This window comes from Agrobacterium vitis (assembly GCF_013337045.2).
Classification (GTDB): Bacteria; Pseudomonadota; Alphaproteobacteria; order Rhizobiales; family Rhizobiaceae; genus Allorhizobium; species Allorhizobium vitis_B.
The window spans coordinates 1,182,319-1,205,258 of record NZ_CP118259.1; the positions used below are offsets into that span (position 1 = coordinate 1,182,319).

A 22,940-nucleotide genomic window follows, 5' to 3' on the forward strand; every position below is an offset into this window, starting at 1 on the left:
TATAGATGACAAAAGCCTGTGGACCGAAGTGTTGCCCATGGGTTGATCGACACTTTTCACGCAAAGATCAGTGGAATTGTCGCGAGGGAACGATATATAGTCGCCAGCATCAAGCCGATGGCGGCTTGCCCACTCTCTGAGTGATGGCTTTGAAAGTGTATTCGTTTTGAGTTCCGGTCAGATGGACAATGCCACGGTCGATGCCGAACAGCTGGAAGGGGAGGCCGGGCAGCGGCTTCGCCTGAGCGGTCCGTGGCGAAATACCACGGTCGATACCGTGATTCCAAAACTGCTGGAAATGCGTGAGACGCTGAATGGCCATGTCGAGATCGACATTACCGGCATTTCAAGTCTCGATACATCGGGCGCATGGATTATCCGCCGCATTGAACTGGCCGCCGCCAAGCAAGGCGATGTGCAGATTGTCGGTGGCAGCGACGCGATGCGGGAACTGATTTCCGCGCTGCCCGAACAGCCGCCTTTGCCAGAAAAGGTCGTGGATCACCGTCCCTTCTTCCAGCGGGTTTTAGAGCCGGTTGGCAAAATGAGCGTCAGCCTGTTCGAAGACGTCTTGGCTATGAGCTATGTGCTCGGCTCGGCGGTGCGTGGCACGCAATCCAAGGAAAGACGTGGCGGGCGGGCGTCCATTGCTTCCATCGTCAATCAGTTGGACCATATGGGTCTGCGGGCGGTGCCGATCATCCTGCTGATGTCCTTCCTGATTGGAGCAATTATCGCCCAGCAGGGTGCCTTCCAGCTTCGCTATTTCGGCGCCGAAGTCTTTGTGGTCGACCTGGTCGGCATTCTGCAATTGCGCGAGATCGGCGTGCTCTTGACCGCTATCATGATCGCTGGCCGTTCGGGCAGCGCCATCACCGCTGAAATCGGCTCGATGAAGATGCGCGAGGAAGTGGATGCGTTGAAGGTTATCGGCCTCAATCCGATCGGCGTCCTGGTCCTGCCACGTATCGTCGCGCTGGTCATCGCGCTGCCACTTCTGACTGTTATCGCCAATTTCGCAGCGCTCTATGGCGCAGCGGTTGTCTCCCTGGCCTATTCCGGAATCACTTTTCAGGTCTTTGTGACCCGCCTGCACGATGCTGTGGATTATGCGACCTTTGCCGCTGGTTTGATCAAAGCACCATTCATGGCTGTCGTGATCGGTATTGTTGCAGCGGTTGAGGGTATGAAGGTTGGCGGCAGTGCCGAGTCGCTCGGCCAGCACGTCACGGCCTCGGTGGTGAAGTCGATCTTCGTCGTCATCCTCATGGATGGGATGTTTGCCGTATTCTACGCAGCGATCAATTTCTAAGGGGCCGCCGTGGAACATCAAGACCTGAACAATCAAGACAGAGACAATCACCCGACACAAGAGGTGCCGCCGCTCAAGGAAGGGCGCGAAGCGGTGCTGTCCGTGCGTGGTCTGACTGTCGGATTCGGTGACAAGCTGGTGCTGGACAATCTCGATCTCGATGTCTATCGCGGCGAAATTCTCGGTTTTGTCGGCGCTTCGGGTGCAGGCAAATCAGTGCTGATGCGCACGGTTCTCCGGCTTTTGCCGCGTCAGGCCGGCCAGATCCACATTCTGGGCGCAGACTACGATTCGGTCAGCGCTGCCGAACGTTCCAATCTCGATACACGCCTCGGTGTGCTGTTCCAGCATGGTGCCTTGTTTTCCGCCCTGACGGTCAAGGAAAACATCCAATTGCCGATGCGGGAATATCTGAAGCTTCCGCAAGTGCTGATGGATGAACTGGCCTATCTGAAAATCCAGATGGTCGGCCTTTCTGCGGATGCCGGGGACAAATACCCCTCGGAATTGTCCGGCGGCATGATCAAGCGGGCGGCTTTGGCGCGTGCGCTGGCGCTTGACCCGGACCTGGTGTTTCTCGATGAACCGACCTCCGGCCTCGACCCGATTGGCGCTGCCGAGTTCGATGATTTGATTGCCCGTCTGCGCGATACGCTGGGGCTGACCGTCTATATGGTGACCCATGACCTCGACAGCCTGTTTTCCGTCTGCGATCGCATCGCTGTGCTCGGACAGAAACGAGTCTTGGTTGAAGGACCGTTAACGGATATGCTCGCCTGCGACGATGACTGGGTCAAATCCTATTTCCGGGGCAAACGGGCGCGCTCCATTCCCAAACATCAGGAAATGCGCGGCACCCGCGCGATTGCCGGCACGATTGATTGAGATCCTATGGAAACCAAAGCAAATTACACCATCGTCGGCTTGTTCACGCTTCTTGTGATCCTTGCGGCATTTGGTTTTGTCTACTGGATGGCTGAATATGGCCGTGGTGGTCCCATGTCACCGCTGACCATCCGCATTCCTGGCTCTGCCAATGGTTTGAGTGTCGGCTCGCCGGTGCGTTTCAACGGCATCCAGATCGGCTCGGTCGTTTCCTTGAGCATCGACCGTGACGATCCGGCATTTTCCATCGCTGAGACGCAGGTGCAGCAGGATGCGCCCATTCGCTCCAATACCAAGGCAGCACTTGAGGTTCAGGGCCTGACCGGTGCGGCCTATGTCGAAATGTCGGGTGGCGTTGGTGGCGACGATTTGCTGAAGAAAGCCCAGGAAACCGGCAAGACGGCGGTGCTGGTCGCCGATCAGTCCAGCCTGACCAATCTTCTGGCGACGGCTGACAAGATCATGAAGCGCGCGGATGACGCTATCGCCAATGTTCAGGGCTTCGTCGCCGATGCGCGCGGGCCGTTGACGAATACGATGCGCAACGCTGAAACCTTTTCCAAGGCTCTGGCCGACAATGCCGATGGCATCGACACCTTCCTGAAGAGTGTCAGCGCTCTCTCCGATACGATCACAGGTCTCTCCGGACGGCTTGATTCAACGCTTGCCGCAGCCGAAGACCTGCTGAAGGCAGTGGACCGCAACAAGGTCAACCAGATCCTGACCAATGCCGAAACCTTTACCGGCAAGATTGCCGATGCCTCCGACAAGGTCGGCGTCGCCGTCGATAATTTTTCGGCGACAGCAAAGACCTTCAACGATTTTGGTGTGAAGGCTGAAGGAACGCTTGGACAGGTCAACGCGCTGATCGCCGCGATCGATACGCAGAAGGTCTCTCGTGTCGTGGATGATGTCTCGGTGGCTGTCACCGACGCCCGCAGTGCGGCTGCCAATGTTCAGTCGGTGACCGAGACCTTCAAGGATCGTAAACCGGATATCGACCAGGCAATCAGTGACTTTACCCAGCTTTCCAACCGGTTGAACAATGCCTCGACCAGGGTCGATGGCATTCTGGCCAAGGTCGACGCGCTGCTGGGCTCCGACGATACCAATTCGCTTTCGGCGGAGGCCAAACGCACCCTCCAGTCCATTCGCGCCGTGGCGGATAATCTCAATCAGAAGATCGGCCCGATTGCCGACAATCTGTCGAAATTCTCGTCTTCCGGCCTGAAGGACATTCAGACGCTGGTCAACGATACGCGCAGCACCGTGAAGAACCTGGATGACACGATCAGCAATTTTGATCGTGATCCGCAACGGCTGATCTTCGGTGGCGACAACGTCAAGCAATATGATGGGCGGACAAGACGGTGACAGGTTTTTCCGTGAAAAAGGGACAGATGATGGGGTATTCTTTAGCGGTTCTGCGTCCAATGGCGGTGTTGCGCGCCGCTTGTACCCTGTCCATTCTCGGCGTGATGCTGGCGGGCTGCGGCACAACGCCGAACGACACATACGATCTGGCCAGTATCCGTGCCGCCACAACGACCCAATCGGCCCAGAAGCGGCAGGTTCTGGTTGCCGATCCGACCGCGTTGAAAGTGCTCGACAGCGACATGATCGTGGTGCGGGTTTCCGGCACGGAAATGCAATATCTGGCCAAGTCGCAATGGAGCGACAAGCTGCCGCGCATGGTGCAGTCAAAACTGGTCGAGGCTTTCGAAAATACCGGTAAGCTCGGCGGTGTCGGCAAGCCGGGACAGGGCCTGGCAATCGATTATCAATTGCTCTCCGACATCAGGACGTTCGAAGTCGAGGCTGGCGGTATTCGCCGGGCCAATGTCGAGATTTCCGTCAAGCTGCTCAATGACCGCAATGGCAGTGTGATTTCCCAGAAGGTATTTTCCGCCAGCGTTCCCGCCCGTGGCGGTGACAATCAGGCGCTCGTCAACGCGCTGTCGCAGGCTTTCGCCAAGGTCAGCGGCGATATCGTCAACTGGACGCTGACGACGATCTGATCCCTGGAGGCAACGCCGTCACATGACGGCGTTGCTGCCGACCGGAATCTGGTCGAGAATCCGCCTGAGCGTGATCAGGCCACCTTCGGCGATGCTTCTATCCCGCCCTTCGCTAAAACCAGCGCGGATATGGTGAAACACCCGGGATGAACGGGCCGGTTTGAACTCGTCTTCATCATCGATCAATACGCCCTGGTCCAGCGCGGCCTGCTTGAATGTGCCAGACAGCCATGGTTCCGGCAGTTTCAGCCAGAAATACGGCAGGTGTGGATGCGAGCGGAATTCGTAGCCTTCGAACAACTGACGGACGATCTGTTCTCGAGCCGAAAGCTCTTCCAGCACGCGCCCGCGAATATCATCCGCAGCCCCCGACAGAACCAGACGTGCCGACAGCTCCGCCAGCAGGAAGGGCAGGCCGCCGCAGACCATTTTCTGGGTGACGCGGACCCGCTGGCTCATATGGTCAGGGCAGGCGACCCAGCCGCCGCGCACTCCAGCTGCGACGGATTTAGACAGGCTGTTGAGCAGAAATGTCCGGTCTGGTGCCAGTTGGGCCAGCAAGGGAATGCCATCGCCGACCAGCGCCCCATAAATGTAATCCTCGATCAGCCAGACATTATAACGGCGGGCGATGTCTACGATCTCCAGCCGCCGTGACAGGGGCAGACAGGACAGCGTCGGGTTCTGGCCTGACGACATGATGAAGGCTGCCTTTGGGTGCTCGCGTGCGCAGACCCGTTCAAAGTCCTCCGGCATGATGCCGTCATGGTCGGAATCCACCAGTGAAATCTGGCGACCCATCAGCGAGGCGCTGCGGGCAATCTGTGAATAGGTCAGGTGTTCACAAACGATCCGGTCACCGGTGCCGCTAATGGCGGCGATCACCGCATTCACTCCGGCATGTACACCCATCTGCGGCACGATATTGGCGGCCTCCGGGCTCCAGTCGCCATTCGACAGCCAACGGCGACCTGCCTCCAGCCAATCCGGCAGCAGTGTTCGGGTGTAGCTGGCGATCTCGTCCGGTTGATCGCGGGCAATGTCGGTCATCAAACGGCCGATAATGTCAGCCTGGCCGACATCGATGGCAGCGGTGGTGTCAAAGCGCAGCTTGCCCGGCGGCGGCGACAGGGTTCGCGTGCCGCCATAGGTGAGGGTAACCGGGTCGCGATGAATATCGGTTTCGCTCTCAGCCAGGCTTGACTGGACGTAAGTGCCGCGCCCGACCTCACCAGTCACCAGCCCACGTTCCCGCAACAATGCATAGGCTCGGGTAATTGTCCCGATTGTTACCTTCAAATCAAAGGCAAGATCCCGCTGCGGCGGCAGCTTTGCGCCGGATGACAACCTGCCGGTCTTGATATCCGCCTCTGCCCGATCCGCAATCCTGATATAAAGCGGACCCTCTGCCGTCGAGAGGTCGGGGAGCCAATGTGTTACCATGACAATTATCCTTATTGTCACCTTCAATAGGACAATTGTATCTATAAATGCACAGATAACAAGCGACACAATTGAAGATTACGAGATTTTAGGATCATGGTGATGGTGACAATAGATACAATTGTCTTGCGGGATACAGATGCTGCAGGCAGTGCCCAGTCAAGCAATCATCACGGCAGTGTTTTACGCGGTCCCGTATGGCGGCTTTTGAAACATATCGGGACGGTGTGGGCACGGCTGAAGCGGTGGCAGGTGACGCGACGGACCCGAAAGGACCTTACGGATCTGGATGCGTGTCTGTTACGCGATATCGGCATATCACGTGACGAAGCCCGACTGGAAATGCGCAAGTCTATTTACCTGCACTGGACGGCTGAACTTTTACCGCCGCATCATCATGCACCGATCAAGTTCCCGATGCTGTAATCAAACCGATCATCGAGCACGATCGTCAGAATTTATAACCGATCATCACGCCCGCCCGGGTCATGCCATCATTCGGATCGCAGAGATCGGCATTGGAAGCGTGCTCGATCTGCCCCATGACGCTCCAGGTCTTGTTGATCCGGTAGCCGAGCGCTGCATATTCACGAAATAGCACGCGGCAGCCGAGATCCGGGCCGTTGCGGTGCTGCTCGTCAATGGCGCCATCATGGATCACGCCGCCAAAGCCTGCTTCGATAAAGGTTTTGGAGGAGAAAATGTCGGTCGTCCAACTAAAGCCCGCATAGATCTGATTGTTGAGGCTGTCGCCACCGATTTCGCCACCGACATGGACCCTTGGCCGGGCAAGGCTGTCAAGGAAGCCAGAGGCAGAGTCGCGGGAGAATGGGTCGAACAACATAGTGACTTCACCGGCGCCGCCATGTTCATGGCCCTGGATTGAGGTGACGGCCCCGAAACGCAATTCGTCGAAAATATTATCGCCAGCAAATGCGGATTGGGTGGTAATGGTAAACAGTAAAAGGCCAGCCAAGGCCGAAGCTCTTATCGAAGACAGCGCAATCATTGTTATTCAAATTCCTCGTTCGAATCCCGATGATTCGCCGAGGCTCAATCTGCCAATTTTTCCAAGAAAACGCAGTGCCAAAATCGCCACGCTGGACATTTATCGCCGCGTGGACGAGGCGCTGTAGCGCGTTTCATCGAAACATTAACGGCAGGCTGACGATCCGTTTGCCCAGCGCTTGACGTCGGCAGAAATACGGCCGGACAGGGGCTCGTTCATGACAGGGCCGAAGGCCTGAAGCCTGGCGGGCGTGCCTTGCGCCATGACCACCAGCAGGGGACGGATATCGCCGCTGCCCTTGCGCACCAAGAGAATGCGCGGCTGTCCTGAATAGGAGGTCAGTTCGGCATCCATGCGATAGGCTTTGAAAGCCGGATCTCCGGACTTGAACCAACAGGATGAGGCGCTGACCATCACCCGCTCCATCACGTCAAGGGCGCTTTGTGGCTTCACGGCAGCAGGCGGTGTCGGCTTGCAAGCACCCAGCATGGCGAGACCCGCAAGGGCGATCATAAAAAGTGGCTTGCGCATGAGTGAATCCGAGTCCGATTTGTAATTCAGGTCAACAACCGGTCTCAGGCTGCAGCGACGACGTCGAGAGCGGATGCAAACAGACCACGCCCATCATTGCCGCCATGGGCGGCTTCGATCAGGTTTTCCGGATGCGGCATCATGCCCAGCACATTGCCCTTGGCGTTGATAACACCGGCAATATTGTTGAGCGAGCCGTTCGGATTGGTGCCTTCAGCATAGCGAAACACCACCTGGCCATTGCCTTCGATGGATTGCAGCGTGTCGGCGTCAGCAAAATAATTGCCGTCGTGATGGGCCACCGGGCAGCGGATGATCTGGCCCTTGCCATAGGCGCGGGTGAAATCCGTTTCGTCATTGGCGATTTCCAGCTTCACTTCGCGGCACACGAATTTCAACGACGCATTGCGCATCAGCGCGCCCGGCAACATGCCGGCCTCCAGCAGAATCTGGAAACCGTTGCAGACGCCGAGAACCTTGACACCCTGATCCGCCTTGGCCTTGATGGCCTGCATGACGGGCATGCGCGCGGCAATGGCGCCGCAGCGTAGATAGTCCCCATAGGAAAAGCCACCGGGAATGACAATCAGGTCGACATCCGGGATTTCTGTTTCCGTCTGCCAGATGGTGACGGGTGCAGTGCCGGAAATCTTGGTCAGAGCCGCGATCATATCGCGGTCACGGTTCAGGCCGGGCAGTTGAACAACGGCGGATTTCATGGCGTCGGCTCCCACTTGACTGTCTGTTCCAGACACTGCCGTGTTGATGTTTCAACCAGACGGCCTCTGGATCTTTTGTGATGTCATTTGCCTTGGAACGATCGGCTTCCGTTCTTCCCAAGGCAAATTCTAAAGCATCATGCGTCTTATTAACCGCATTCCGGCTTTGTCGTCCCCGTCACCGGGAACAGTCCGCTCAATCGATCGAGATCGCGTAATTTTCGATCACGGTATTGGCCAGCAGCTTTTCGCACATGGCTTTCAATTCTGCTTCTGCCGCAGCCTTGTCGGCGGTATCGAGCGACAGGTCGAAAACCTTGCCCTGGCGGACATGGTTGACGCCCTCGAAGCCAAGCGCGCCGAGCGCTCCTTCGATAGCCTTGCCTTGGGGGTCCAGAACGCCGTTTTTCAATGTAACGGTGACGCGAGCCTTAATCACGAGTGTGTCTCCAGAACTACTTGACCAGAACCGGGCCGGTGCCGCGAACGGGTTCGTTTTCATTGATGATGCCGAGACGGCGCGCCACTTCCTGATAGGCTTCCAGCAACCCGCCCATATCGTGGCGGAAGCGGTCCTTGTCCAGTTTCTCGTGGGTTTCGACGTCCCAGAGACGGCAGCTGTCAGGCGAAATCTCATCGGCCAGCACGATACGCATCATGTCACCTTCATAAAGGCGGCCGCATTCGATCTTGAAATCGACCAGCTGAATGCCGATGCCGAGGAAAAGCCCCGAGAGGAAGTCATTGACGCGAATGGCCAGCGCCATGATATCGTCCAGCTCAGCCGGATTGGCCCAGCCAAACGCGGTGATATGCTCTTCCGAGACGATCGGATCTTCCAGCGCGTCGGACTTATAATAGAATTCGATGATGGAGCGTGGGAGAACCACGCCTTCCTCGATGCCGAGACGCTTGGACAGGGAACCGGCGGCGACATTGCGCACGACGATTTCCAGCGGGATGATTTCCACTTCCTTGATCAACTGCTCACGCATGTTGAGGCGGCGGATGAAGTGGGTGGGAATGCCGATCTTGTTCAGATGCGTGTAGACATATTCGCAGATGCGATTGTTCAACACGCCTTTGCCGTCGATAACATCATGCTTTTTCTTGTTGAAGGCTGTTGCATCATCCTTGAAAAACTGGATCAGCGTGCCCGGCTCAGGACCCTCGTACAGGATCTTGGCCTTGCCTTCGTAAATACGGCGGCGACGGTTCATGACGGTTTGTCTCTATTGTTGGCGTCGCACAAGGGACGCTCTGTGTCACTGGTTGAGGCGGTCCATAAAGGAAAACGCGGCTTTTCACAATCCGGCTCTTGCCCCTTCCTTGTTTTTCTGGTCGCGCCCGGTTCGGGCGCATCCATACAGGCTTCTGCTCCCTACCGTTCAATCCCCAATGCAGACACTACCGACCATGGAGAATCGCGATCTATCACAGCAGCCCAGGATATTATCTTTAGCACAGCGGTGCCGAACCACGAAATCCATGGCCAGAGAAAGCCATGGATAAGTCAGTCCTCGGCGGAAAGCTTGCTGAGAAACTGGGCAAAAACCATGGTGCCTTCCGGCCAGGGACCATGACCGGATTCGGCATTGAGGTGGCCAGCCTCGCCCGCATCAACGAGAAGCGCGCCCCAGGCCTTTGCAATATCCTCGGCGTGATCATAGGTGCCGAACGGATCGTTGCGGCTCGCGACCATCAACGTGGGAAAGGGCAGGGGCATGCGGGGATAAGGCCCGAAGGTCATCAGGTGGCGGGGCCGAATTGCTGAATTGGCCACGTCCGGCGGCGCCACCAGAAAGGCGCCAGCCACCTTGCGCTGAAAATGCGGCACGGCATGCACGATCGTCGGCACACCCAGCGAGTGGCCCACCAGCACGACTGGTTTTTCGGCGCGGTTGACCTCTTCTACCAGCCGCTTCACCCAATCTTCCCGGACAGGCTTTGCCCATTCGGCCTGCTCAACGCGGCGGGCGGTGGACAATTTGCCCTCCCAACGGCTTTGCCAATGGTCCGGCCCGGAATTGGTATAGCCGGGGACGATCAAAATTTCTGCTTGCGATGCCTTCATGCCGCTTATCTGCGATCCGTAGCGCCTTGCGTCAAGAGTGTGAGCGCGGCAACGACAAAAGAAAATGGTTTGTCTTGCCTACCAATATTGACGCCAGCCCGCTGACGGGATTACCTTGCCCGGCATATTCTGGGAGGAATTCATGTCAATATTTGCTTTGCGGAGTGCCGTGGTTACGGCTCTGCTGTTTCCGTCATTGATGTATGCATCTGGCGCCTATGCCGCCGGCACATGCGGCGATATCCGCAACACCGGCGGGCATCCGCCCGAATTGACCATAGCTGAGGCAAAATCCGTCCCTGGTAATGCGGAGATGCCGCGCAGCCATTGCCTGGTCCAGGGGGAGTTGGCGGCTCACCAGGGCATTGACGGCAGAGCCTATGCCATCCACTTCGAAATGCGGCTTCCGGATGACTGGAATGGCCGTTTCGTGCACCAGTTCAACGGAGGCAATGACGGCAAGGTCCTGGCTGCCACTGGCCCGCTGCTTGGCGGCAACAAGGCGGACAATGCGCTCAGCCGTGGTTACGCGGTGGTTTCCAGCGATGCTGGTCATGACGAGGCGGCATTTTCCGACAAGGGGCTTGCCGGTTCAGCCGCCTTTGGCTTCGACCCGGTCGCTCGCCAGGATTATGGCTATGGTGCCGTCGCCAAGCTCAACCCCTTGGCCATGCGGCTGGTGGAGCAGTATTACGGACAAAAGATTGCCTTTCGCTACGGCATCGGTGGCTCGAATGGTGGCCGCCACGCGCTGATGGCCGCCACGCGACTGCCGGAGCAATTCGATGGTCTGCTGGTCGGCTATCCCGGCTTCAATCTGCCGAAAGCTGCCCTTCAGCATGCTTGGGACGTGCAGGCCTGGGCCAAGGTTGATCAGGATATCGCCAAAGCCTTTTCTCCCGCCGATATGGCGGTTCTGGCCAAGGGCATCCTTTCCGCCTGTGATGCCTTGGACGGTCGGGTCGATGGCGTTGTCGGCAATGCGGATGCCTGCCAGAGCCGTTTCAATATCAAAACCCTGGCCTGCAAGACTGAGAAGCAGCCTGATTGCCTTAGCCAGGACCAGATCACCGCCCTTCGCACCAGTCACGCAGGCCCGAGAAACAGCAAGGGCCATGCGCTGTACAGCAATTGGGATTGGGACCCGGGCATGGGGTCGGCCAATTGGCGTCTTTGGAAATTGCAAAGCCCTGTTGCAGCCTGGGGCGGCAAACCAATCATTGCTGTGATGGGCGCGGGTTCGCTGGCTCAGATCTTCACCACGCCGCCCGTGCCTGTCAACGGAACGCCAGAGGACCTGCAAAAGTTTTTGCTCGACTTCGATTTCGACCGGGATGCGCCGAAGATTTTTGCAAAATCAGGACCGTTCACGGAATCTGCCGCAGATTTCATGATTCCGCCTGATAGCGCCAATCCGCGTTTGAAGGCATTTAAAGATGCGGGCCATAAGATGATTGTTTTTCATGGCAATGCCGATCCGGTATTTTCAGTGCTCGATACGGTCAAATGGTATCGCAAACTCGACAGCAATAACGGTCGCAAGGCGGGGGATTTCGTCAAATTCTACCGTATTCCTGGCATGCCACATGGGGCGGGTGGCCCCTCATATGACGATTTTGATTTCTTCACACCGCTTGTCGCCTGGGTAGAAAAGGGCGCGGCACCCGGTCCGGTATCCGCAGGGATCACCAAGGACAACAAGGATGGCGCAGCACTGACGCCGGGGCGCTATCTTTACTGCCCCTATCCCCTGGTTGCGCATTACGATAAAGCCGCTGCTGGCTCGGATTCCCCCCACTTCAAATGCCGCTAAGACAAATGAGCAGCATCTGACCGGGGAGCCAGTTTGCCCTTTTTCGGGCCGGTGGTGGTTTTGTTATGAAGGCATCGCGCATTTTCACATGCGCGATGCCTTTATGCTTTTAAATCATGCAGTCGCCCGTTCTTGTCGAGATTTTACGCGACTGACATTACACGTATGCGTAGATTTTCATGGTCTGGCTTATGTCGTCTGTTGCGAAAAAAACAATCAATAGGTGATTCTTTTTAAAATAAACCAATAGATGGAATCTTTAATCCGTAACCCAGTTTGTTTTTGTGGTTGTATTTCCGATTTTTAGTTTGATTTCTGTCTGTACCGGAGAAATCGGCTTGAATATCATTTGCCAGTGGATTTTTAGTGAGCAGCAGGCGATAATTGTAAATATTATTTAAGGTCGACGGGTGCAAAAATACTTCTTCTCCGCAGAGGGGCGTAAAAAGGCAACCGTTTTTTGGGTTAACATCTCTTGGTTTTACTCTTCAACATTCCAACGCTGATGATCTGCCTGCTGGTCGGATGGACCTTGAATTCTGTCCTGATGAGCATCAGCTGGTTTTTCGACCGCAAATCCAACCATTTGGGTCTTTGGAGTATCGGTTTTTGGTGTGTTTCAATCGGTACATGCTTGCAGGCTTTGCGCGGTATCGTTCCTGAATCTCTCGGTATCGGCGTTGGTGGAGCACTGGTGCTTCTGGGCTCCGGACTGGTGTGGGTTGGGTTTCGGATCTTCGATGGATTTTCCCGTTCCCATTGGTTTGTGGTCGCAATAACTGCGATTTGGCTCCTCTGCTATTTTGGAGTGAATGTTTTTTCCGCCAATCCGGACTACAGAATTGTCCTCTACACGATTTTGACCGTTATGCAGATCGGCGCTTTGGTCGCCTCGATTGGGTCCGGCTGGAAGAGCGACCGTTTTCCAGTCCGCCTCGTCATTATCTTCATGCTGCTGTCCTATGGCTTTGTCATGTTGCTACGCATTCCTCTGGTGATGATTTGGCCGGTCACCGAGGTTGGTGGCGTAGCCCAAACAGCATGGGTGTCGGTCGTTACCTTTATTTTATACGTCAATAGCCTTGGGCTGGGGATCGGCATTTTTGCGCTCAGCAGCCATCGAAGCCTCATGCAGTATAAGCATGCCTCCGAGATCGACATGCTGACCGGCGTTCTCAATCGCCGCGCTTTCTATGAGCGCGCCCAGTCACAAATGCTCAAGAGCGCTGGTGTGCTGGCGCTGATCGATCTTGATCATTTCAAGTATATCAATGATGCGCATGGACATGCAGGAGGGGATGCAGCCTTGTGTGCCTTCGGGAAAACGATGATCGAGCAACTTGATGCGAACATGGTGTTTGGCCGGCTCGGTGGGGAAGAATTCGCTTTGTTCATGCCGCAAATGACAGGTGATGAAGCGCTGGCCTTTTGCGATGGGCTGCGGCAATCCGTTGCCCGGCTCACCACACCCTGGCGTGATGCGATGATCACCATGACCATCAGTATCGGCATGCATGAGGTGGCCAAAGCCGGGGCGGATCTTGACGCGGTGTCTCTTCGGGCGGATGCAGCACTTTACCGGGCTAAGGACCAGGGACGGGATCGTTGTATTTTGAGCGCTGCGGAGGACGTCGTGGCGCAGAAACCGGAGGAGGGGATGGCGGCCGTCATCGCGCTTATCGGTGCTAAACCAGCGGCGGTACCTGAACTATCGTGATGCGTCGAAAAGTGCTGGTAAGGGGAATGCCAAGCGCCATCTTTGAGGGCGCTTGGCAAATTCTTGTTAATCAGAGGTCCGATGTGTCAACCGGATCTGAAAATCAGGGTTATGCGTTGGCCGCAGCCTGGGCTTCGGCGTCGATTTCGCTCGCACGGCGATAGGCGTCACGATCGGTCATCCGGGCAATGTAATCGGTAAACACCGGACGTGCTGGCACGCTGTTGACCCGCAGTGAGAACGACAGATGCGATGCGAGATAGAGATCGGCAGCGCTAAAGCTTTCGCCAGCGATATACGGGCTTGCGGAAATTGCCGAAGCAACCACATCCATCATCGTATCGATACTGCCGTAGCCAACCATGCCACGGCGCTCATCGGGGACCGCGAAGCCACAAGCCTGGCCGATGACGGCGGCTTCCACTGGACCGGCAGTGAAGAACAGCCAGCGATAATAGCTGCCGCGATTGGCAAGGGAAGGTGCAAGGCCCGCCTCAGGAAAGGCATCGGCCAGATAGGCCAGAATGGCTGGCGTTTCCGTCACGACGGTTTTTCCGTGACGGATGGCCGGGACCTTGCCGAGCGGATTGATGGCGGTGTAGTCCGCCGCCTTCATCACTGGACCATAGGCGACCAGTTCCGTCTGATAGGGTTGGCCGATCTCCTCCAGCATCCAGCGAACGATGCGCCCTCTGGACATGGGATTGGTGTATAAAACGACTTGCTCGGTCATGGTGCTCTCTTCCCCAAAAAATCATAGAATACGAAGGCGCAAAGATGCTCACGCATCTTCGCCTGACAAGAATTTCGAATATCTCAAATCTGTGAAGGTTTGAGATATTCGACAATAAAATACGGAAAATCATTCTCTATGGCTCTCCGTATCAATGCGAAAACCCGGCGCGATGGCCGGGTTTTGCAAAACGTGTGACGGATCAGGCAGCCATTGCAGCCCGAAGGTTTTCATCCACCTTGTCGAGGAAGGCGGTGGTCGACAGCCACGGCTGGTCGGGACCGATCAGCAGCGCCAGATCCTTGGTCATGTAGCCAGCTTCGACCGTGTCGACGCAAACCTTTTCAAGGGTGAGGGCGAACTTGGCCAGTTCGGCATTGTCATCCAGCTTGGCGCGGTGCGCGAGGCCACGGGTCCAGGCAAAGATCGACGCGATAGAATTGGTCGAGGTTTCCTGGCCCTTCTGGTGCTGGCGATAGTGACGGGTCACGGTGCCGTGGGCGGCTTCGGCTTCCACCGTGCGGCCATCTGGCGACAGCAGAACCGAGGTCATCAGGCCGAGCGAGCCGAAGCCCTGGGCAACCGTGTCAGACTGCACGTCGCCGTCATAGTTCTTGCAGGCCCAGATATAGCCGCCGGACCATTTCAGCGCAGAGGCAACCATGTCGTCGATCAGGCGATGCTCGTAGGTAATGCCGGCGGCGTCGAACTGGGCCTTGAATTCGGCCTGGTAGACTTCCTCGAAAATATCCTTGAAGCGGCCGTCATAGGCCTTCAAAATGGTGTTCTTGGTGGACAGGTAGACTGGCCATTTGCGCATCAGGCCGTAGTTCATCGAAGCGCGGGCGAAATCGCGGATCGAATCATCCAGGTTGTACATGGCCATGGCTACACCGGCGGACGGTGCATCGAACACGTCCTTCTCGATGACCTGGCCGTCTTCGCCAACGAACTTGATGGTCAGCTTGCCCTTGCCGGGGAATTTGAAATCGGTTGCCTTATACTGGTCGCCGAAGGCATGACGGCCAACAACGATCGGCTGGGTCCAGCCGGGGACGAGACGGGGTACGTTCTTGCAGATGATTGGCTCGCGGAAAATAACGCCGCCGAGGATGTTGCGGATCGTGCCGTTCGGGCTTTTCCACATTTCCTTCAGGTTGAATTCCTTCACGCGGGCTTCGTCTGGCGTGATGGTGGCGCATTTGATGCCGACGCCGTGCTTTTTGATCGCGTGGGCGGAATCGATCGTCACCTGGTCATTGGTTGCATCGCGGTTTTCTACCGAGAGGTCGTAGTATTCAATCTCGAGATCGAGATAGGGAAGGATCAGCTTTTCCTTGATGAACTGCCAGATGATACGGGTCATTTCATCGCCGTCGAGATCGACGACCGGGTTGGCAACCTTGATCTTTTGCATAAGTCTTCCTCATCGATAGGGCGGCTTTAATTCGACCGCGTCTCTGTCCATATGACCGGAGTTGCCTATAGCATTCTCGCAAGCCAAGGCAAACAGGAAGCCGCGTGTGGACTTCATTTTAGCTTGAGCGCGCTTTGCCTTCCGCCTCTTGCATTTTGGGCTGTTTATGCCCATGCAGGCGTAAATTTGCAGGGTTGAATGAATTATTGCAGGAAAGGCGCCATGGCAGGCACGAACAGCGAGCGCGAGCTTATCGCCGAGGGACCAGCGATTATTCTGGTGGAACCGCAATTGGGCGAGAATATCGGCATGGTGGCCCGTGCCATGGCGAATTTCGGGCTGGCGGAGCTGCGTCTGGTCAATCCGCGTGATGGCTGGCCCTCGGAAAAAGCCCGGTCCGCCGCATCCAAAGCCGATCATGTCATTGATGGCGCCAAGCTTTACGATACGCTCGAGGAAGCACTGGCCGATCTGAATTTCGTCTATGCGACCACGGCGCGCCAACGGGACAATTTCAAGCCCGTGGCCTCGCCGGTGACGGCGGCCTCAACTTTGCGAACTCGGTTTCTGGCCGGTGAAAAAACCGGAATTCTTTTTGGGCGTGAAAAATCCGGTCTGAAGAATGAAGATGTGGCTCTGGCCGATGAAATCGTCACCTTTCCGGTCAATCCCGCTTTCGCGTCGCTGAACATCGCTCAGGCTGTGCTGCTGATGTCTTATGAGTGGATGAAATCCACCATGGAGGACGTTACCCAGACGCCGTTTCAGGGTGTCGATCAAATGCCTGCCAGCAAGGAGGAAGTCATCGGCCTGTTCGAGCATATGGAGGATGCGCTCGATGCCAGGGGATATTTCCGCCCGATCCATAAAAAAGCACGAATGATCGACAATCTGCGCGCCGTGCTGACGCGACGTGGTTTCACCTCACCGGAAATCAATGTCATGCGTGGCGTGGTCTCGTCACTCGACCGCTTCTCCCGCCGCAATCCGCGCGGCGCTGGAGCGCCTTTGGAGGGTGATGAAGTGGACGGTATTGAGAGGGACGAAGCTGATGGTAGCGGGCATGAACGAGACCAGGACTAAACTCAAACCGATCCTGGTCTTTGATTCCGGTATTGGCGGCTTGACCGTTCTGCGTGAAGCCCGGGTGCTGATGCCGGAGCGCGGCTTTATCTATATCGCCGACGACGCTGGTTTTCCCTATGGCAATTGGGAGGAGGAGCCGCTCAAAGCGCGGATCGTCTCGTTGTTTGCCAATCTTCTGGCACAGTATGATCCCGAGGCGGTGATCGTCGCCTGTAGCACGGCCTTCACGCTGGCCGGTGCCGCGTTGCGCGAAGCCTTTCCCGGCATGCGCTTCATCGGCACCGTACCCGCCATTAAACCAGCCGCAGAGCGCAGCCGTTCCGGGCTTATTTCCGTGCTGGCCACGCCTGGCACCGTCAAGCGCGCCTATACGCGCGATCTGATCCAGTCCTTTGCCAGCCAGTGCGAGGTAAACCTCGTCGGCTCTCAACATCTGGCCCGGCTGGCTGAAGCCTATATTCGCGGTGAACCGGTGGAAGAGGCGGCGCTGAATGCCGAGATCGCGCCGTGTTTCATCGAAAAACAAGGTGCGAAGACCGATATCGTCGTGCTCGCCTGTACCCATTATCCGTTTCTTGCCAATGTCTTCCGCAAGCTGGCTCCCTGGCCGGTGGATTGGCTTGACCCTGCGGAAGCCATCGCCCGTCAGGCACGGCGTCTGGTGCCTGTTGTGGACGAGGGCGCGCATTCGGACGACTATGATTTCGCGGTCTTCACGTCGGGCCAGCCGGTCTTTTCCACTCATCGGCTGATGCAGGGTTTTGGTCTGCGCGTGGCAGCGGGCTGACGTTTGTGACGGAAATAGCCAGAAGATAAATTATCGCGTTCGCGCGTTTAGGCTCTCAGTGAGCTGTTCGACCAGGCAGGCAAGCTGCTGCAGACATTCGTCCCAGGCCAGCCGAACTCCCTCTTGCGATACCGTATCCGGAATACCGGATTGAACGATTGACAGGTCCGTTCCTCTTACTGCCGGTTTCATCTGAATCACGGTCTCGACCCGCGCAGTCCAGAATGGGTCATCCATTCTTTCTGTGTAGCGGATGCGCTCGTTGAGGACCAATTCGTCGAATTCGGCGATCATCACATAACTTAAATCTGACGCGGTGCTGCTAAAACGAATCTTGTAACCGCCACCTTCGCGTCCATCGAAATGAAGCGGTTGGCAGGTAAAGTCCTTCCTCTGCATCCATTGTACAACAGCCTGCTCGTCAAGAAACGCTTTATAGACGCGACTGATCGGAGCCTGGATGAGTTTATCAACGCGAATGGAAAATGCCATTCCGAGACCTTTCGCGCCCAAAGGGCTATAGGTGTTCGTAAAAACAGTAGATATTCAAGGTTTTTTCATCGTTTTAGAAGCGGATGCACTTTAAACCGCACCCGTCCTGTATTGAGGCGATCTTTATAGGACGCAATGCGGGGGTCAACTATCTAAAGATTTCACACTATGTTTTTTTGTTATTTCGCGTCATACGAAATGTGATGCCGCGACTAAGTCGCTAAAGTAGAATTGGTTGGAAGTGGATTTTAATGCTCCAGATAAAAAATATCGAGCATTCAACGTGTTATTGTGGATTTGATAAAATCGGACCTGCTTGAAGAATACCATTATCTGGGAAACACACAGCCCTACAAAAATACGGGAAGCGCTGTGACATGGTGGGAAAAAACACCAAAAATGCTGCATCGTCTTCAAATAATCATCGTCAACATGATCTTTACGGGGCTCGTCAGCGGTTATTTTTCTTGATAAATGTCAGTTATTCACGACAAGCCCTGTGTGTATCTCTTCGGAGATTGGCTTTTGATGGCGACTTGAATTTTTGTCCGGCTCACTCGTCGGCTTGCATCAAGGTCCCCTCATGCTCGCAGATTCTTGCCTTGCCGATGCTTAGCTCCCTGAGGCGTCTACATTTTCAGGCCTCGGTATGTTCTGCCTTTCTGCATGATCTGCCTTTTTCGGCAAAGCGGGCGACCGCATTTTCCCAACCATGTCTCATCCATTGAAATTGTTGCGAGCCATTTGGAATGCGGCGGCGACTTGTGCTACAGATTTTATCCCGCCGCCATCCATGCGGCTCCTAAGAGATTTGAAACAGCTTGTTTGCCGAAATCGTCATTGTTGTCCTGCTCACCATCTTGAACGGCGTATTGGCAATGTCCGAACTGGCGGTCGTCTCCGCCCGTCCGGCGCGTCTGAGGGTTCTGGCCGAAGCCGGTCATCGCGGTTCTGCCGTTGCCATCCGGTTGGCTGAAAATCCCGGTCGGTTTTTGTCGACCGTGCAGATCGGTATTACCCTTGTCGGCGTTTTGTCCGGCGCGTTTTCGGGAGCTACTCTCGGCGCCCGATTGACCCAGTGGCTTTTGCTGCAAGGGATGTCAGAGGCCCTGGCCAGCACGCTCGGCGTCGGCTGCGTCGTGGTCGGCATTACCTATCTGTCGTTGATTGTCGGAGAGCTTGTGCCCAAGCAGATTGCGCTGCGAAACCCTGAAATGGTCGCCTCGCGTATGGCGGGTGCCATGCTGATCCTGTCCAAGGTTTCGCTGCCGCTGGTCTGGCTGCTGGATGGCTCGGGACGGGCTGTCCTGTCGCTGCTCGGCCAGAAGGGTGCATCCTCTGGCACGGTCACGGATGAGGAAATCAAGACGGTTCTGGCCGAAGCACAAAGTGCTGGTGTCATCGAATCGGAAGAATCACAGATGATTTCCGGCGTCATGCGCCTGGCGGATCGCACGGCGCGTGGCCTGATGACACCGCGCCGCGATGTCGAACTGATCAGCGTCGATGACACGATTGAGGAAATTCGCGAGACATTGCGTAAAAGCCAGCATTCCCGGCTGCCGGTGCGCAACGGCAATTCCGACGAAATCGTCGGGGTCATGCTGGTGAAAAACTTCTACGATGCCTTGGCCAATGGCGGCACGGTCGACATTCGCTCGATTATCAGCGATGTGCCGATCGTATCCGATCTGGCCGGTGCCATCGATATCATCCAGTCGATCCGCAAGACGGTTCTGCATATGGTGCTGGTCTATGACGAATACGGCCATTTCGAAGGCATTATCACGTCAGGCGATATTCTGGAGGCGATTACCGGTGCCTACCAGGAAGAGGGCGAGGAAGAGCCGGCTCTGCTGATGCGTGAGGACGGTTCCTATCTGGTGGCTGGCTGGACACCGATCGACGAGTTCATCGAGCATATCCGTGTGCCCGTGGATGACGACCCGGATTTTACCACCGTCGCAGGCTATGTGCTGGATGAGCTGAAACGCATTCCGGCGCTGGGCGAAAGCTTCGTCAAGAATGGCTGGAAATTCGAAGTCGTTGACCTGGATGGCCGGCGCATCGACAAGCTGCTGGTCTCGCCGGTCCTGGCAGACGATCCGGATTGATTTAAGCCGCGATTGCCTGTGGGTTTCGACGAGAAGACGCAGGCATCTTCTTTTACTTTCTGTTAGGAAATACGGATTGAACAGCGTGGCCGCATTGCGGTGCAGGAACGCGTCATCATTCCATCGTGAGGGAATATATAAGGTGCAGGTCGGGATCGATATGGGAACAGTGGCGGGTGGCCAACCTGCCAGGCTCGATATCGAGGAGCTGCTGGCAACCCGTCTTCTTGTTCAGGGTAATTCCGGCTCCGGCAAATCGCATTTGCTGCGGCGCCTGCTGGAGCAATCCGCTCAATGGGTTCAGCAGGTCATCATCGATCCCGAAGGGGATTTCGTGACGCTCTCGGAAAAATACGGCCATCTGGTCGTAGATGGGGAACGCAGCGACGCCGAATTGATCGGGATTGCCAACCGCATCCGCCAGCATCGCGTTTCCTGCGTGCTGACGCTGGAAGGGTTGGATATCGAGCAGCAGATGCGCGCAGCCGGTGTGTTCCTGAACGGCCTGTTTGATGCCGAGCGCGAGTATTGGTATCCGGTGCTGGTCGTAGTCGATGAGGCGCAGATGTTTGCCCCCTCGGTCGGCGGGGATGTCTCGGAAGATGCCCGCAAACTGTCGCTGGGCGCGATGACCAATTTGATGTGCCGTGGCCGAAAGCGCGGCCTGGCGGGTGTGATCGCTACGCAGCGTCTGGCAAAGCTTGCCAAGAATGTCGCGGCTGAAGCCTCCAACTTCCTGATGGGCCGCACCTTTCTCGATATTGATATGGCGCGTGCCGCCGATCTTCTCGGTATGGATCGCCGCCAGGCGGAAATGTTCCGCGACCTGAAGCGCGGTAATTTCGTCGCCCTTGGCCCGGCGCTATCACGCCGTCCCTTGCCGATCGTGATCGGAGATGTGGAGACATCAGCGCGCTCCTCCAGTCCGAAACTGATGCCTTTGCCCGATGCGCCGCAGGATGTGGAAGATCTAATCTTCACCCCGGATCCTGAAGAGTTTACCCGTCCGCTCGTTCGCCGTGCGCCGCCAGCCCCGCGTCCGACCACCGATATTCTGGCCGAGCTGGCCCGTGCAACGCCGGTGAGCGTCGAGGATGTCGCCCCACAGAGATCGTCACAGCCGGAAATCACCGCCGAGGAACGCGAGGAGCGGATGGCGGCGGTGCTGGCTGAAATTCTCGATGATCCACAGGCGGCCTATCGCACCGATTCCGTTCTCTATCAGGAATTCCTGGTTCGAGCCCGTATGCGCCGGGTCGGCGGTCCACCGATGGCGATGGGCGAATTTCGTCGTCGCGTCGCCGTGGCACGGGCTGATGTCGATGAAGAAACCGCGTCCTCTGACAGCTGGCAGGAGGCGCTGTCTTTATCAACGCGGGTTTCGGATGACTTGCAGGGCGTTTTCCTGCTGATCGCCAAGGCGGCCATCCGGTCCGAGCCTTGCCCTTCCGATTTGCGGATTGCCCGAGCCTATGGCACCCATTCCGCCCGCCGTGCCCGTCGGTTGCTTGGCTATTTCGAGGAGCAGGGGATGGTCGTGGTGCATACGGATTTTTCCGGAAAGCGCATCGTTGCCTTCCCTGACCTGGAATCAGAAACCAAACCGGGTGATCCGAATGCAGCCGATATGCCGGATAGCCGCACTGCTGCGGAATAGAGTTTAGCCACGGTTTTAAACCTGGAGCCTTGCTGACTGGCCAAGTTGTGCCGCAATGGCTGCCCATGATGGTTTGATGACCAAGTTTCCCCTAGCCCTCCGACGGAGGCATGTCCTGAGCCTTGCTTCTTTGAGTTTCCTGGGTCTCGCGACATCAGGGCAAGCCGCATCCCTGGCGCCCGGTGAAGTGCCGCTTTGGCCGGGTCGGGCGCCGGGCGGTGGGGGGCCTCGGCTTGGCAGGCGGACCATTCACAAGGCAGCATTGCTGCGGATCGCCACGCCAACCCTGCGAATGGTCCGTCCTCAAATCCCAAATGGCACAGCCGTGCTGATTGCACCCGGCGGCGGCTATCATTTCGTTGAGGAGCGTAAGGAGGGCGAAGCCGCCGCGCAGTGGCTGGCCGCCCGTGGCGTTACCGCTTTCATTCTCACCTACCGTCTTCCGGGCGAAGGCTGGTTCGTCGGCCCGCGTGCGCCATTGCAGGATGCCCAGCGGGCCTTGCGGCTGATCCGTGCACAGGGTGACACATTGGGCCTTGATACTCAGAAAATTGGCAGTATGGGATTTTCCGCCGGTGGGCATTTGATGGGCATGCTATCAACCCGCTTTGCTGAGCCGGTGTATTCGCCTGTGGATAATGCCGATACGCTGTCGGCAAGGCCGGATTTCACCATGCTGGCCTATCCGGTGATTACCCTGAAGGCCCCTTATAATCATACCTGGACCCGGGTCGAGATGGTCGGCAAGCATCCAAGCGATGCCGATGTTGCGGCCTGGTCGGTGGAAACCCATGTCAACTCCACTTGCCCGCCGGTCTTTCTGGCCCATGCCAAGGACGATCCGGTTGCCAATATCGAGCATTCCAGACTGATGCAGGCGGCTTGCCGCAAAGCTGGTGTTTCCGCCGATCTGGTCGAGCTTGAGCAGGGTGGCCACGGCTTTGCCATGGGCGAAGGGAGCATGGGGAAAACGCCCAGGCCGCCGGTGCTCTGGACACCGGCGCTTGAGGCATGGATGCAGGGCCGCAATCTGGTTTGATCCAGCATCGTACCGAAAAGTGGAGACCGGTTTTCGGATAATACGATGCGAAAATAAGATCATCGTACCGAAAAGTGGAACTCGGTTTTCGGCA

The 22,940-nt window shown here is 56.7% G+C and carries 22 protein-coding genes; 12 read left to right on the top strand and 10 right to left on the bottom strand.

The features are described from left to right. Positions 1–181: 181 nt before the first annotated feature. The 4 genes from G6L01_RS05560 (at position 182) to G6L01_RS05575 (ending at position 4,215) form a co-directional block, all read left to right on the top strand. Positions 182–1,312, top strand: coding sequence for an ABC transporter permease (locus G6L01_RS05560; protein ID WP_070167155.1), 1,131 nt, complete (start codon positions 182–184; stop codon positions 1,310–1,312). A gap of 63 nt (positions 1,313–1,375) precedes the next feature. Beyond that, on the top strand, positions 1,376–2,197 hold the full coding sequence (locus G6L01_RS05565; RefSeq protein WP_070167154.1) for an ABC transporter ATP-binding protein: 822 nt from the start codon (positions 1,376–1,378) through the stop codon (positions 2,195–2,197). Positions 2,198–2,203: 6 nt separating this feature from the next. Then, positions 2,204–3,571, top strand: a complete 1,368-nt coding sequence (locus G6L01_RS05570) for an MlaD family protein (RefSeq protein ID WP_015915781.1) — start codon at positions 2,204–2,206, stop codon at positions 3,569–3,571. A 29-nt stretch (positions 3,572–3,600) separates the two neighbouring features. Then, complete coding sequence (locus G6L01_RS05575; RefSeq protein WP_234892419.1) at positions 3,601–4,215, top strand: ABC-type transport auxiliary lipoprotein family protein; 615 nt, start codon at positions 3,601–3,603, stop codon at positions 4,213–4,215. 18 nt (positions 4,216–4,233) lie between these two features. On the opposite strand, the gene G6L01_RS05580 is transcribed toward G6L01_RS05575, so the two are convergent. After that, complete coding sequence (locus tag G6L01_RS05580; RefSeq protein ID WP_070167153.1) at positions 4,234–5,658, bottom strand: aminotransferase-like domain-containing protein; 1,425 nt, start codon at positions 5,656–5,658, stop codon at positions 4,234–4,236. Between the two features lie 96 nt (positions 5,659–5,754). On the opposite strand from G6L01_RS05580, the gene G6L01_RS05585 reads away from it, so the two are divergent. Next, positions 5,755–6,084, top strand: a complete 330-nt coding sequence (locus G6L01_RS05585) for a DUF1127 domain-containing protein (protein ID WP_070167152.1) — start codon at positions 5,755–5,757, stop codon at positions 6,082–6,084. Between the two features lie 25 nt (positions 6,085–6,109). Here G6L01_RS05585 and G6L01_RS05590 read toward each other — a convergent pair whose 3' ends face one another. From G6L01_RS05590 to G6L01_RS05615, 6 genes are all read right to left on the bottom strand, one after another. Further along, on the bottom strand, positions 6,110–6,667 hold the full coding sequence (locus G6L01_RS05590) for an acyloxyacyl hydrolase (RefSeq protein WP_070167151.1): 558 nt from the start codon (positions 6,665–6,667) through the stop codon (positions 6,110–6,112). Between the two features lie 144 nt (positions 6,668–6,811). After that, complete coding sequence (locus G6L01_RS05595; protein ID WP_070167150.1) at positions 6,812–7,198, bottom strand: hypothetical protein; 387 nt, start codon at positions 7,196–7,198, stop codon at positions 6,812–6,814. A gap of 44 nt (positions 7,199–7,242) precedes the next feature. Beyond that, complete coding sequence (purQ, locus tag G6L01_RS05600) at positions 7,243–7,917, bottom strand: phosphoribosylformylglycinamidine synthase subunit PurQ (RefSeq protein ID WP_070167149.1); 675 nt, start codon at positions 7,915–7,917, stop codon at positions 7,243–7,245. A 196-nt stretch (positions 7,918–8,113) separates the two neighbouring features. After that, positions 8,114–8,356: a phosphoribosylformylglycinamidine synthase subunit PurS gene (gene purS / locus G6L01_RS05605; RefSeq protein ID WP_070167148.1), complete on the bottom strand. Its 243-nt coding sequence runs from the start codon at positions 8,354–8,356 to the stop codon at positions 8,114–8,116. Positions 8,357–8,372: 16 nt separating this feature from the next. After that, entirely contained in the window at positions 8,373–9,137 is a 765-nt protein-coding gene (gene purC / locus G6L01_RS05610) for a phosphoribosylaminoimidazolesuccinocarboxamide synthase (protein ID WP_015915788.1), read from the bottom strand. Positions 9,138–9,430: 293 nt separating this feature from the next. Continuing rightward, entirely contained in the window at positions 9,431–9,991 is a 561-nt protein-coding gene (locus G6L01_RS05615; RefSeq protein ID WP_070167147.1) for an RBBP9/YdeN family alpha/beta hydrolase, read from the bottom strand. Between the two features lie 142 nt (positions 9,992–10,133). Between G6L01_RS05615 and G6L01_RS05620 the strand changes: the two genes are divergently transcribed. Together G6L01_RS05620 and G6L01_RS05625 are read left to right on the top strand one after the other, a co-directional pair. Further along, positions 10,134–11,804, top strand: coding sequence for a tannase/feruloyl esterase family alpha/beta hydrolase (locus tag G6L01_RS05620; RefSeq protein WP_070167146.1), 1,671 nt, complete (start codon positions 10,134–10,136; stop codon positions 11,802–11,804). Positions 11,805–12,279: 475 nt separating this feature from the next. Next, entirely contained in the window at positions 12,280–13,521 is a 1,242-nt protein-coding gene (locus tag G6L01_RS05625; protein ID WP_139190272.1) for a GGDEF domain-containing protein, read from the top strand. A gap of 109 nt (positions 13,522–13,630) precedes the next feature. On the opposite strand, the gene G6L01_RS05630 is transcribed toward G6L01_RS05625, so the two are convergent. Both G6L01_RS05630 and G6L01_RS05635 read right to left on the bottom strand, forming a co-directional pair. After that, complete coding sequence (locus G6L01_RS05630; protein ID WP_070167144.1) at positions 13,631–14,254, bottom strand: glutathione S-transferase family protein; 624 nt, start codon at positions 14,252–14,254, stop codon at positions 13,631–13,633. Between the two features lie 202 nt (positions 14,255–14,456). Further along, the gene (locus tag G6L01_RS05635; RefSeq protein WP_015915793.1) at positions 14,457–15,671 is read right to left on the bottom strand and encodes an NADP-dependent isocitrate dehydrogenase; all 1,215 of its coding nucleotides are present in this window, start codon (positions 15,669–15,671) and stop codon (positions 14,457–14,459) included. Positions 15,672–15,893: 222 nt separating this feature from the next. Here G6L01_RS05635 and G6L01_RS05640 point away from each other — a divergent pair, with 222 nt between their 5' ends. Beyond that, complete coding sequence (locus tag G6L01_RS05640) at positions 15,894–16,754, top strand: RNA methyltransferase (RefSeq protein ID WP_070167143.1); 861 nt, start codon at positions 15,894–15,896, stop codon at positions 16,752–16,754. Next, positions 16,735–17,544 carry a glutamate racemase gene (gene murI / locus G6L01_RS05645; protein ID WP_070167142.1) on the top strand — a complete coding sequence of 270 codons (810 nt, stop codon included), beginning with the start codon at positions 16,735–16,737 and terminating at the stop codon, positions 17,542–17,544. Before G6L01_RS05640 ends, murI begins: the two co-directional genes overlap by 20 nt. Before the next feature lie 30 nt (positions 17,545–17,574). On the opposite strand, the gene G6L01_RS05650 is transcribed toward murI, so the two are convergent. After that, positions 17,575–18,036 (bottom strand): SRPBCC family protein, encoded by a 462-nt coding sequence (locus G6L01_RS05650; protein ID WP_071206301.1) that lies wholly within the window; start codon positions 18,034–18,036, stop codon positions 17,575–17,577. A gap of 821 nt (positions 18,037–18,857) precedes the next feature. On the opposite strand from G6L01_RS05650, the gene G6L01_RS05655 reads away from it, so the two are divergent. The 3 genes from G6L01_RS05655 to G6L01_RS05665 all read left to right on the top strand — a co-directional run bounded on the left by G6L01_RS05655 (position 18,858) and on the right by G6L01_RS05665 (position 22,846). After that, positions 18,858–20,150, top strand: a complete 1,293-nt coding sequence (locus tag G6L01_RS05655) for a hemolysin family protein (RefSeq protein WP_070167139.1) — start codon at positions 18,858–18,860, stop codon at positions 20,148–20,150. A 142-nt stretch (positions 20,151–20,292) separates the two neighbouring features. Further along, a complete protein-coding gene (locus G6L01_RS05660; protein WP_070167138.1) occupies positions 20,293–21,807 on the top strand; it encodes a helicase HerA domain-containing protein in 1,515 nt (504 codons plus the stop codon). 76 nt (positions 21,808–21,883) lie between these two features. Further along, positions 21,884–22,846, top strand: coding sequence for an alpha/beta hydrolase (locus G6L01_RS05665; protein ID WP_234891988.1), 963 nt, complete (start codon positions 21,884–21,886; stop codon positions 22,844–22,846). Positions 22,847–22,940: the final 94 nt, after the last annotated feature.